The sequence below is a fragment of the Bradyrhizobium sp. 139 genome, from assembly GCF_023074175.1.
Taxonomy (GTDB): Bacteria; Pseudomonadota; Alphaproteobacteria; order Rhizobiales; family Xanthobacteraceae; genus Bradyrhizobium.
In genome coordinates, this window is record NZ_JADPKS010000008.1 from 88,141 (window position 1) to 99,473 (window position 11,333).

Here is an 11,333-nt window from a genome sequence, read left to right on the forward strand (position 1 = left end):
ATGGCGCCGACGCCACATCCTCCGAAGCCGGCTCAAGCTCCCGGCATCCGTTTACTGCCGCTCTTCCTGCGCAACTTCGTGCGCAATCGCGAGACCGGCCTTGTGCTGGTCGCCATTGTCATCGGATTGCTCAGCGGCGTTCTCGTCGCCGCAATCTCGGGCCTCAGCCAGGTTTCACATGCGCTGCTGTTCGATATTCCCTTCGACGCACATCTCAGCGCCACCGGCGTGATTTCCTGGCAGCGCACGCTGCTGATCCCGATGCTCGGCGGCATGGTGCTCGCGCTGATCGGGCTGTACTTCGCGAGGCGCGTGAAGGGACAGCAGTTCGCCGACGCGATCGAGGCCAACGCTCTCTATGGCGGCCGGGTGTCTTTTCGCGGCAGCTTGCTGATCTCGATCCAGACCCTGCTCTCCAACGGGTTCGGTGGATCGGTCGGACTGGAAGCCGGTTACACCCAGATCTGCTCGATGTTCGGCTCTCATGTCGGCCAGCGCCTGGCTGCACGGCGTAACGACATGCGGTTCTTGGTCGCCTGCGGCGCCGCCGGCGCCATCAGCGCCGCGTTTTCTGCACCTCTGGCCGGCGCCTTCTACGCCTTCGAGGTCGTGCTGGGCGCGTACACCTCCGCCGCACTCGTTCCCGTTACCGCGAGCGCTGTTACTGCGTGGCTGGTCGCGCGGCAATTGACGCACCAATCGTTCCTGATGGTGCCCGGCTTCCCCTCGCCGGTGTCCGTCGAGATGATCGGGCAAACCGTGCTGATCGGCGTCATCTGCGCCTTCGTCAGCATCCTCGTCATGCTCGCAGTCGCGTTCTCAGAGCGGTGCTTTCAGCGCATCACGGTATTCAAGGGATTCATGCGGCCGATCCTCGGAGGCCTGCTGCTCGGCGGTCTTGCCCTGCTGACGCCGACCGTACTGGGCGCCGGCCATGGCGCGATGCAGATCCTGCTTGTCAGCAATCCGACCTGGCTCCTGCTCACCACGACCATCGTGTTCAAGATCCTTGCCTCAGCCATCTCGCTCGGCTCGGGCTTCCGTGGCGGCCTGTTCTTCGCTTCGCTGCTGCTCGGCGCGCTGATCGGGCAGCTCTACAGCATCGTCCTGACCGGGCTCCTTCCTACGCTCGCCCTGCAACCCGGCACCGCTGCGATTGCCGCGCTGGCCGCACTGGGGACCGGCGTTCTGGGCGCGCCGTTCAGCATGGTCTGTCTCGCGCTCGAAATCACCGGCGATTTCTCCGTCACCGTTGGCGCGGTAGTCGCATCATCAGTCTGCGCGCTCATTGTCCGCGAGCTTTTCGGCTACAGCTTTGCGACATGGCGCTTCCATTTGCGTGGCGAGGTCATCCGTGGCCCGCAGGACATCGGCTGGGCCAGGCAAATGAGCGCGGCCTCCCTGATGCGCACGGATTTCGAGAACGCCCCGACGACAATGCCGATCGGCGAGGCGCAAAGGCTGTTTTCGCCGGCACTGGTACGCCAGGTCGTGCTGCGCGACCCCAACGACATTTATGCCGGCATCGTTCCCGCAGCGACGCTGCATTCGGTCGCCAACAGGGACGACGAGCCGCTCGGATCGCTGGCGCAGCAACAGGATGAATGCCTGCTTCCGACTACGTCGGTTCGCGAGATCCTGAAAGCCTTCGAGCGCAGCGAGGCAGACGTCCTTGCAGTCGTTGACCGCACCGACAGTCGCACGGCGATCGGCACGCTGAGCGAATCCCACGTGCTGCGGACCTATGGCGAAGAACTTGAGCGTCGGAACCAGGAATTGTTTTCCCGGTAGCCAGTCAAAGTCCGGATTTGAGCATGGCCTTGCCGGAAAGCCGCTCCGCGCTTTTGCGGATCATGCTCTACGGCCGCAGATCCATGTCGATACGCACGAAATCGCCGCGATAGGTGACTTCGCCGAGATAGATCACGGTGCGGTCCCGGGTCGTGAAGACACGACGGACTTCGGCCACGGGGGAGTTCAGGGGCACGCGCAGCAGCCGCGCCGCCTCGAGATCCGCGGTACCGATCGTCAGGGTCTGACGGGCGCTGGCGATCGCGGGATCCCTGAGATCGTTGAGGATCGGGATCACGGTCTCGTTGCGGAAGCGCTTTGGCGACCTGCGAAAGATCTTCTCGTCGAGATAGATGGAAATGACGCAGTAAGGCTGCGTCTGGCGTGAGTGCAGGCGGCGCATGAAGACGTATTTCTCGGCCGGCTTGCCGTCTTCGGGAAGCAGCGGCGCATCGCTACGGCTTTCCGAGATGTTGATGATCTCGGGCGAGGTGTCGCGGTACATGTCGGCGAGATCAGACAGCGTAGTCTCAACCTTGAGCCAGCGATCCTGTCGCACGCTGCCCGTGACAAACGTGCCGCGTCCCTGCTGGGCCTCGATGACGCCGTCGCGGGCAAGCAGCTCGACCGCCTGACGGATCGTGACGCGCGACACGCCGAACTCGACCGCAAGCTCCTCATTGGCTGGCAGGCGAAAGCCCCGGGTCCAGGTGCCGCGCGCAATCCGCTGGCGGAAGATGTCGGCAATCTGCGCGTATTTGGGGACGTGACTGTCGGAACTCAATTCCATCTCGTCCTCCCGAATTCAGGGCCGCGCCATCATGCCATGACCAGCGCAGCGCCACGTTCGCCGATCATCAGGCTGGTCGCATTGGTGTTGGCTGAGGTGATCTGCGGCATCACCGAGGCGTCGATCACGCGCAGCCGCTCGACGCCGCGCACGCGCAGCTGCGGATCGAGCACGGCCTGCGCGTCCCGGCCCATGCGACAGGTTCCGACACAGTGAAACACTGTGCCGCCGGTGTTGCGCGCGAAATCCCACAGGCCGACATCGTCCCTTGCTGCCTCTCCCGGCACCACTTCGACGTCCCAGAGCGGCCGAAACGCCTTCTGCTGATAGATTTCGCGCAGGATCTTCAGGCCCGCAACGATGGTCTTGCGATCGATCTCTTCGGCGAAATAGTTGGGTGCGATCCGCGGCTGCTCGAACGGATCGGTCGAGCTGATCGCAAGCTGGCCGCGCGACTTTCCGTGGCATTGCCAGACCGAAGCCGTAAATCCGGAATAGGTGTGAAGGGGCTCACCGGGCTTGTCGACCGACAGCGGCATCACGTTGAACTGCACGTCCGGCCGGCCGCCGACGGCGTATTCGGTGCAGGCCGCGCCGCCCACCTGCCCTGCGCCGACCGTCAACGGGCCGCTGCCTGCCAGGATCCATTGCAGGCCCATCTTCGCAAGCTCGACCGGATTTCGGACCTGATCGTTGAGCGAGATCCGCTCCTTCAGGCGGACGATCAGCCGGGCCTGATAATGGTCCTGAAGATTGGCGCCGACTTCCGGAGCATCGGCAATGACGGGAATGCCGAGCTTGTGCAGTAGATCAGCCGGACCGACGCCGGAGAGCTGGAGGATCTGCGGCGACTGCAGCGCCCCGCCCGACAGGATGACCTCGCGATCGGCTGTCGCGCGGTGCACCTGTCCCTTGCTGATCCATTCGACGCCGGTCGCAACGCGACCGTTGAAAATGACCTTGCTGACATGCGCATGGGTGATGATGGAGAGGTTCGAACGGCCGGCAACGGGTTGCAGAAACGCAGAGGCGGAGCTGGTCCGCCAGTGACGTCCGATGCCGAGCTGGTAGGTGCCGACGCCGAGCGTGGTTGCGCCGTTGAAGTCCGGATTGCGCGGCAGGCCGAGCTGCACACCCGCCTCGACCCAGGCCCTGGATGCCGGATTGTCGTTGCGGAGATCGGAGACCTCGAACTCCCCAAGCCCGCCGTGAAACTGGCTCTCGCCGCCGCAGTAGCGTTCGTAGCGCCGGAAATACGGCAGGAGTTCGCGATAGCTCCAGCCGTCGGCGCCAAGGCGTTCCCAATCGTCAAAATCCTCGTGCTGGCCCCGGATGTAGATCAGGCCGTTGATCGATGAGGAGCCGCCGAGCACGCGGCCACGCGGCCAGACGATGGCGCGACCGCCGCTCCCTTCCGAAGGCTCGGTTTTGAACAGACGCGAGAAGCGCTCGTTGTAGATGGTCCGGTAGTACCCGACCGGAAGCTTGAGCCAAAAATTCCGGTCCGATCCGCCGGCTTCCAGCAGCAGCACGCGGCAGGCGGGATCGGCCGACAACCGGTTTGCCACAACGCAGCCGGCCGAGCCCGCGCCGACGATGATGTAGTCGTAGCCGTGCGATGACATCAGGCGGTCCGGTACTGTTCGATCGACGCAAGATCAGGCGTGAGGCCGAGACCCGCCCCGTCGCCGAGTTCGATCGTTCCGTCCTGGACATCAAGCACGGGGCCACAGAAGCGATCGCGCAGCGGGTTCTCATTGCTATCGACTTCCAGCAGCCCGTCGCCGCCGACGCCGGCCAGAAGATGGGCCGATGCGAGAAGTCCGACGCCGGCGCCAAGATAATGCGGACAGAACATCTTTCCTGACTGGAGGATGTCGCGGGCGATGCCCGCGCAAGCCGAGAGTCCGCCCCATTTCGCAATGTCGGGCTGGACAACGCCGAGAACCGGCTCGCTCAGCACCTCGGCGAAGCCTGTATGGCTTGCGATGTTCTCGCCGGCCGCGAGCGGAAAGCGGATGGCTTCGTGCAGCTGTTTCCATTCCCGCCGCGGGCGGTCGGCGCGGATCGGCTCCTCGAGCCAACCAAGGCCGAAGGCCTCCAGCCGCGGAGCAAGCTCAAGCGCCTGCGCGATGGTCCAGCCCTGGTTGACGTCGGCGGCGAGCAGGCCCTCGCCAACAAGCCGCCGCAGGGCTGCCAGATTGGCACGGTCGACCGCCGGATCAAAACCTATCTTCAGCTTCAGGGCGCGGTAGCCGCGCGCGAGGGCTGCCTCCGCGGCTCGCTCTGATCCTGCCGGATTGATGCCGCTGGCATACACCTTGATTCTGTTCCGAGATCCGCCGAGCAACTTCCACAGCGCAACGTTCTGGCGGCGCGCGTAGAGATCCCAGACAGCAAGATCGATGCCGGCGATCGACTGCGCGAACGGCCCCGCTTCGCCGGATTGCAGCGCGAGCACCGAGGTTCCCTGCGTCAGGCGCTCGAAAGTGGCTGATGGCTCTTGCGCCTTAAATCCGACAAGGGCCGGCGCGAGCACCTCGTTGACCAGCCGAACACGATGCTCGGCGCCCGGCGCTGGAAAATTGCACCACACCTCACCCCAACCCACGTGACCGTCCGTATCCTCGACTCGAACGAAAACGGCCGGCCGATCCGCCATCCGCCCGAACGAGGTGATGACGTGTGTCGTCAACGGATAGCGATAGCCGAAAGCCTGGACGCTGCGAATGGTGAAGGACGGCGATGTCATGCGCGGAAGGCCTGCGACGCCTACGACCAAAGGCGCCTCTTGTATGGTCATCCTATTTATAATATGACTTTCGAAAACATCAACTGCTATCCGGTGGACGCGTCGAATGGATGGAGCTGGCGTGAGACGCTTTGGTCTCGGATCGATTCCGTGGATCGGTGCAATCCTGCTCTGGTACGCGGTGCGCTGGAGCGGCTTCGTCAACCTCTCGCTGATCCCCGCCCCGCACCAGGTCGCCGCGAAGTTCTTCGAGCTTCTCACCAAAGAAGGCCTCCTCATCGACATCTTCGCCTCGACCAGACGCGTCTTCTTCGGCGTCGCGCTCGGGATCCTCGTCGCGGTGCCGGTGGGCTTCCTGCTCGGCTGGTATCGCCCGGCCCGCACCTTCGCCGACCCCATGATCAACTTCTTCCGCGCGCTGCCACCAATCGCTCTGATCCCGCTGGTGATCGTCTATTTCGGCGTGGACGAGGTCGCAAAGCTCGTCATCCTGGTCTATGCGTCGTTCTTCTCCGGGGTAATCGTGATGTATGAAGGCGTCTCGCAAATCACGCCGCTCTATATCCGCGTGGCGCAGACGCTCGGCGCCAATCAGGCGGAAATCTTCCGCAAGGTCATCATCCCCCTCACCGTCCCGCACATCCTCACCGCGCTGCGGGTCGCATTGGGTGTGGCCTGGGCGACGCTGGTGGCGTCCGAACTAATCGCGGCCCAGCGCGGACTTGGCGCGATGATCCAGAATGCCTCGACCTATTTCCTGCTCGACGTCATCTATGTCGGCATCATCTGCATCGGCCTGATCGCACTGATCATGGACATGATCTTGCGCAAGATCACAGCGCGGCTGCTGGTGTGGCAGGATCGGGCCATCGCATGACAAAGCGTGCGCAGTTCGACAACGTCTCGTTGTCGTTCGAGACCCCGAAGGGCCGCCTCAACGTCGTCGAGGACGTCAGCTACGACATCAACGATGGCGATTTCATCGCGGTGATCGGCCCCTCCGGCTGTGGCAAGACCACGATGATGAGCATGCTCGCCGGCTTCCAAAAGCCGACGACCGGCAATGTGCTGTTCGACGGACGTCCCGTCGCGGGTCCCGGACCCGAGCGCGGCGTCATCTTTCAGGAATATGGCGTCTTCCCGTGGCTGACGGTGAAGCAGAACATCGCTTTCGGCCTGACGCTCAGCGCCAACCGCGTCGCGGCAGGCGAAAGGGACGCGATCTGCGATCACTATCTCGGCCTGATGGGACTTTCCGATTTCGCCAGCTCCTATCCGAAGCATTTGTCCGGCGGCATGCGCCAGCGGCTCGCGATCGCACGTGCCTACGCCGTCAAGCCGCAGTTCCTGCTGATGGACGAACCGTTCGGCGCACTGGATGCCCAAACCCGCTCCAACATGCAGAACCTGCTGCTAAAGGTGCTCGAGACTGAAGGCAAGACGGTCATGCTGATCACCCACTCTGTGGAAGAGGCCATCTACCTCGCCTCTCGCATCGTGGTGGTGACCGCGCGGCCGGCGCGGATCAGGGAGATCATCGACGTGCCGTTCGCCTATCCGCGCGATGAATCAATTCAGGAGAGGCCCGAATTCGGCGAGCTGCGAAGCTATATCAGGCAGCTCGTCATGGACGAGTATCGCGCGCAGCAGGCGCAAATGCGTCCGGCATCATTCTCGGAATAACAAACAAAACGGAGGATACACCATGGATCGCAGACAATTTCTGACCACCACCGCGGGCCTTGCCCTGGGGTCGCTCACCGTCGCAGCGCCCGCGATCGCACAGGCAAAAACGAAGGTTCGCGTCGGCTATCTCCACACCGTCGCCGTCGACGGCCAGATCTGGACCGGCATGGATCGCGGCTCCTTCGAGAAACAGGGGCTCGATCTCGAGCTGCGGCAGTTCAACACCGGCCTCGAGATCTTCCAGGCGCTGATCGGCGGCAGTCTCGACGTGCTGGCCACCGGCGCCGTGCTCTCGAACTTCCCGGCTCGGGGTCAGGGCAAGGTGTTCCTGATCAACGACATTGAGGTCGCGACCGCGCAGCTCTGGGTTCGCGGCGACCACGGCATCAAGTCGTTCGAGGACCTGAAGGGCAAGCGGATCGCGACCGCGACCGGTACCACCGCGCATGTGTTCCTGGATACGGCGCTTCGCGCCAACAAGGTCGATCCGAAGGAGGTCGAACTCGTCAACCAGACCATGCCAGCCGCCGTGACCGCCTTTATCTCCGGCGCGGTACCGGCCGTCGCTCTTTGGGTGCCCTTCAACGTCACGGTTCGCGACAAGGTGCCAGGCGCGGTCAAGCTCGCCGATGCATCAGCCTACTATCCAAAGGCCGCTATCATCGGCGGCTGGGCGGCGGCCAACGATTATTACGAGCCGAACAAGGAAACGCTGGCGAAGCTGATCCGTGGTTGGGCGGATGCCAATGACTACATTATCGCGAACAGCACCGAAGCGATGGATAAGCTGCAGAAGGGTCACTATAGCCAAACACCGCTGGCCGACATCAACGAGTCATTCAAGGCCCAGAAGATGTTCACGTCCAAGGACTGGAAGCGAATGTATTCCGACGGAACGGTCACGAACTGGCTGCAGCAATCGACCGATTTTTTCATGGCCAATGCCGGCATCAAGGACTCTACGCCGGCAAGCAAATATTTCGATTCCAGCCTATATCTAAAAACGATTGTGTGACCTTGATCGCGGAAGCTGGCGGCTCCGCTGCAAAGACGCCGTCGCACCCGCGCTCTCTACATCTTAGAGAAGCTTTCGTGTGAAAGTTAATCAGTCGATGATGTGGGGCTCCGGTTTACTCGAAACCTTACCAGGCTGAACCGGACTCCATTTTGTATGAAAGCTAAGCCAACACAGCTGCGCTTCATTGCCCTGCTAATTCACTGTAGGACTGAACCGCCCCGGGATTGCCGGAAGCCATTTGGTTTAAGTTATGCCGCCATGACGGGTTGTTCCAGCATGGCGTAGTAGCGTTGCTCGGCTTCGGCCCTTGGTATGTTGCCGATGGGTTCCAGGAGCCGCAGGTTGTTGAACCAGTCGACCCATTCCAGCGTCGCGAACTCGACGGCCTCGAAGCTGCGCCATGGCCCGGGCGGATGGATCACCTCGGCCTTGTAGAGGCCGTTGATGGTTTCGGCGAGAGCATTGTCATAGGAATCTCCGACGCTGCCGACAGAAGGCTCCACGCCTGCTTCAGCCAGACGCTCGGTGTACCTAATGGATACGTATTGGCTGCTCCTGTCGCTGGTGCACGAGCCCGCTACGATGGACCGGCCGTCGATCATGCAGTGCCTGCTCCAGCGCATCGAGCACGAAGCCTGCATGCGCCGCGCGAGAGGCTCGCCAGCCCACGATCCTGCGGGCATAGGCATCGATGACGAAGGCGACGTAGACAAAGCCGGTCCTGGTCGCGACATAGGTGAAGTCGGAGAGCCAAAGGACGTTTGGCCTTTGCGCCTTGAACTGGCCCCTTGCAAACCCATATCCCGCATCAGTCGCGACACCGTGCAACGGGCAACATCGAAGCCCTCACGCTTGAGCTGCCGCCAGACCTTGCGCGCGCCGTAGACGCGGAAGTTCTGATCGAAGACGCGCCGGACCTCGATCTTCAGCGCAACATCCTGCCTGGCGCGCGCCGACAGCCTGGCGGGATCCCGCCGCTTGGCCACATGGGCGTGATAGGTCGAGGGGGCGATCGGCAGGACCTTGCAGATCGGCTCGACCCCATGCGCCCCACGATGATCGTCGATGAAGGCGATCATAGCTTGGACCGGCGGTCGAGCTCCGCCATCGCAAAATAAGCGCTTGCCTTGCGCAGAATCTCGTTGGCCTGCCGAAGCTCCCGGTTCTCCAGCTCGAGTGCCTTCAGCTTCTCGGCCATCTCGGTCGGAACGCCGGCTCGCTGCCCGCTGTCGACTTCGGCTTTCTTGACCCAGTCATGCAGCGTCTGCGGCGTGCAGCCGATCTTGGCCGCAATCGACGTCACCGCCGCCCAGCGCAAGGGATGCTCACTCGCGTGATCCAAAACCATCCGAACCGCACGCGCCCGGACCTCGGGTGAAAACTTGTTCGTTGTCTTGCTCGTCATGGCTCCACCTTCTCAAGAGTTGGAGCCTCCGGCAATCCCAGGGCGGTTCACTCTGATTCTGTCCCAGAGTGCTCAGACTAGGCGGATCACTACTGATGTCAGGGTTTCCGGGGCGGCTAGGCTCATGGTCTCAGGATGTCGCGCACTTGTTGCGTGACTTGCTCCGCGGCAAGGCTCGTTGCCGTCCCTTTTCCTTCGCTAGCTCCCGCAACTTGCCCAACAGAAATCGGCGTGCGCCGTTGCTGACAACGTGCAATCCGCTGTTACGAGCCGTAAGATGGAATCGTCTTTCTCCAACCTGCCGATAACAAATCGAGCGCGACTGCACCGGTGATATAGTGTCGTTCTCATTGATAAAAGTCTCCTTTGCGAGACGGCGGAATGCCATCTTCAGAGACTATTTATCGGCCGGTTTAAATCGAGCTCGCCCTCCCCTGCCGCGACTGGCGTTCATCGAGGTCCTATGTTCAGGCACGGTCATCAGTTCAGCTTGAAAAACGTCTGCCCCAATCGCTCCTTCAGTGTTTCCAAGAACGACATTCTCGTATCAGGCGCCGTAACTTGCGCTCCTGCCGCGGGTACGGGCACAATATTCAACGGCTTCGCTGCTCGATGGTTAGCGACGTTTTTCGCAGGATCACGTTTTGCCGTATGCTTCGGCTTCGGGACCTCGCCGCCTAATTTCGGAGCGGCCGGATTCGCGCTGACTTCGACTTCAGCAAATGCGCTCTGCAGTAGCTGAGCAGATTGCACCGACATTGCCAATGGAGAAGCACTGATGTTCGACGGAGGCACAATAGTCGGCAAGCTGGTGTCGATTATTACCCGTTCAGGTGCCCGCTCGGCTGAGCTGATCCTGATGACCGCTCGTTCTACGTCGCTGCCACCCAGTCCCATCGCGTGCTGCGGGAAGCACCAGCCAATTGCTATCAGCAACAGGACGAGAGCGCTTCCGACAAACCCGAAATATTTCATCAAAGGCATAGGCCGCCTCCGTTTGGCGACGACCTTGAGACCGGATTGTTAGCAGATCCTTAAAGATAGATTAAAGCTGAAAACTTGGTTATCGCGCTGCTGCGATGCGGCAGTGCGCTATGTCGGCCAGCGATCCGACACCGGCCTGTAACTGTCCGGACGGCAAGCGGCGGGCGCCGTCGAAAGGCCGCCGATAGTGGTGATGCGGCCATCGGCGAGCACAGCGTGCCCGCCCGTTGCCGCCAGGATGTCAGATTGGGCATTCTCAGTAGAGCCTCGTACGGTACGCTTCTTCCATCGTCTTCTCGGCCTCGGCGACCTCGATGGCAGCGGTTTGCTCGGCGATGATGCGGCCGAGCGTCGGAAAGCTGTTGCGCTCGACCTGCGCCGCCGGATTCCACAGCTTTGCGCGCATCAGCGCCTTGCCGCAGTGGAAATAGGTTTCCTCGACACGGATCTTCAGCCCGATGATCGGAACGACGTTCTGCACGGCGAGCGGCGACAGCAGCTCGGCATCCTGCGAGATTTCGGCGCGGCCGTTGACGCGCAGGGTTTCGTTGATCCCGGGCACCAGGAAGATCAGGCCGATCCCGGGCGAGGCGATAATATTGCCGAAGGTGTCGACACGGTTGTTGCCGCGCCGGTCGGGGATCAGCAGCGTCTTTTCATCGAGCACGGCGACGAAGCCCGGCACGTCACCGCGGGGGCTTGCGTCGGCGTGGCCGTTGCCGTCGCTGGTGGCAAGAACGAGGAACGGCGACAGCGCGATGAAGTCGCGGCAGAACTTGTCAAGATGGTAGAGAACCTTCTTCTCCGCAAGCGGGCTGAGCTGCCCGAAATGCGCGCGCAGATCCTCCTGCGACTTGACCGGCGGCTTGCCGCCTGCACCCTGGCTGTTCATTCGCGAACCTCCCTT

The 11,333-nt window shown here is 62.2% G+C and carries 9 protein-coding genes, 1 pseudogene and 1 other annotated feature; of the genes and pseudogenes, 4 read left to right on the plus strand and 6 right to left on the minus strand.

The annotated features are described in order from the left end of the window. Entirely contained in the window at positions 1-1,791 is a 1,791-nt protein-coding gene (locus tag IVA80_RS01395; protein WP_247424818.1) for a chloride channel protein, read from the plus strand. A 67-nt stretch (positions 1,792-1,858) separates the two neighbouring features. On the opposite strand, the gene IVA80_RS01400 is transcribed toward IVA80_RS01395, so the two are convergent. From IVA80_RS01400 to IVA80_RS01410, 3 genes are read right to left on the minus strand one after another with little or no spacing between them, the layout of a single operon-like run. Then, on the minus strand, positions 1,859-2,581 hold the full coding sequence (locus tag IVA80_RS01400) for a GntR family transcriptional regulator (RefSeq protein ID WP_247424822.1): 723 nt from the start codon (positions 2,579-2,581) through the stop codon (positions 1,859-1,861). A gap of 29 nt (positions 2,582-2,610) precedes the next feature. Next, positions 2,611-4,206, minus strand: a complete 1,596-nt coding sequence (locus IVA80_RS01405; protein WP_247424825.1) for a GMC family oxidoreductase N-terminal domain-containing protein — start codon at positions 4,204-4,206, stop codon at positions 2,611-2,613. Next, positions 4,206-5,333, minus strand: a complete 1,128-nt coding sequence (locus IVA80_RS01410; RefSeq protein WP_247424828.1) for a mandelate racemase/muconate lactonizing enzyme family protein — start codon at positions 5,331-5,333, stop codon at positions 4,206-4,208. The genes IVA80_RS01405 and IVA80_RS01410 overlap by 1 nt, the downstream gene beginning before the upstream one ends. Positions 5,334-5,454: 121 nt before the next feature. Here IVA80_RS01410 and IVA80_RS01415 point away from each other — a divergent pair, with 121 nt between their 5' ends. Genes IVA80_RS01415 through IVA80_RS01425 form a run of 3 tightly spaced genes read left to right on the plus strand, consistent with a single transcriptional unit; the run spans position 5,455 to position 8,034 of the window. Further along, positions 5,455-6,210, plus strand: a complete 756-nt coding sequence (locus IVA80_RS01415; protein ID WP_247424831.1) for an ABC transporter permease — start codon at positions 5,455-5,457, stop codon at positions 6,208-6,210. Beyond that, the gene (locus IVA80_RS01420; protein ID WP_247424834.1) at positions 6,207-7,016 is read left to right on the plus strand and encodes an ABC transporter ATP-binding protein; all 810 of its coding nucleotides are present in this window, start codon (positions 6,207-6,209) and stop codon (positions 7,014-7,016) included. Before IVA80_RS01415 ends, IVA80_RS01420 begins: the two co-directional genes overlap by 4 nt. A 22-nt stretch (positions 7,017-7,038) precedes the next feature. After that, positions 7,039-8,034, plus strand: coding sequence for an ABC transporter substrate-binding protein (locus tag IVA80_RS01425; RefSeq protein ID WP_247424838.1), 996 nt, complete (start codon positions 7,039-7,041; stop codon positions 8,032-8,034). A 251-nt stretch (positions 8,035-8,285) separates the two neighbouring features. On the opposite strand, the pseudogene IVA80_RS01430 reads toward IVA80_RS01425, so the two are convergent. The 3 genes and pseudogenes from IVA80_RS01430 to IVA80_RS01440 form a co-directional block, all read right to left on the minus strand. Continuing rightward, positions 8,286-9,442 (minus strand): annotated as a pseudogene (locus IVA80_RS01430) (IS3 family transposase). After that, positions 9,042-9,158, minus strand: a sequence feature (AL1L pseudoknot). It overlaps the preceding pseudogene by 117 nt. 480 nt (positions 9,443-9,922) lie before the next feature. Then, positions 9,923-10,426, minus strand: a complete 504-nt coding sequence (locus tag IVA80_RS01435; RefSeq protein WP_247424841.1) for a hypothetical protein — start codon at positions 10,424-10,426, stop codon at positions 9,923-9,925. Between the two features lie 256 nt (positions 10,427-10,682). Further along, positions 10,683-11,318 (minus strand): pyridoxamine 5'-phosphate oxidase family protein, encoded by a 636-nt coding sequence (locus IVA80_RS01440; RefSeq protein WP_247424844.1) that lies wholly within the window; start codon positions 11,316-11,318, stop codon positions 10,683-10,685. Positions 11,319-11,333: the final 15 nt, after the last annotated feature.

Coding starts and splice junctions, on each gene's coding strand:
- IVA80_RS01425 (WP_247424838.1), top strand. CDS start 7,039: ATGGATCGCAGACAATTTCTGACCACCACCGCGGGCCTTGCCCTGGGG.
- IVA80_RS01440 (WP_247424844.1), bottom strand. CDS start 11,318: ATGAACAGCCAGGGTGCAGGCGGCAAGCCGCCGGTCAAGTCGCAGGAG.
- IVA80_RS01400 (WP_247424822.1), bottom strand. CDS start 2,581: ATGGAATTGAGTTCCGACAGTCACGTCCCCAAATACGCGCAGATTGCC.
- IVA80_RS01420 (WP_247424834.1), top strand. CDS start 6,207: ATGACAAAGCGTGCGCAGTTCGACAACGTCTCGTTGTCGTTCGAGACC.
- IVA80_RS01405 (WP_247424825.1), bottom strand. CDS start 4,206: ATGTCATCGCACGGCTACGACTACATCATCGTCGGCGCGGGCTCGGCC.
- IVA80_RS01395 (WP_247424818.1), top strand. CDS start 1: ATGGCGCCGACGCCACATCCTCCGAAGCCGGCTCAAGCTCCCGGCATC.
- IVA80_RS01435 (WP_247424841.1), bottom strand. CDS start 10,426: ATGCCTTTGATGAAATATTTCGGGTTTGTCGGAAGCGCTCTCGTCCTG.
- IVA80_RS01410 (WP_247424828.1), bottom strand. CDS start 5,333: ATGACATCGCCGTCCTTCACCATTCGCAGCGTCCAGGCTTTCGGCTAT.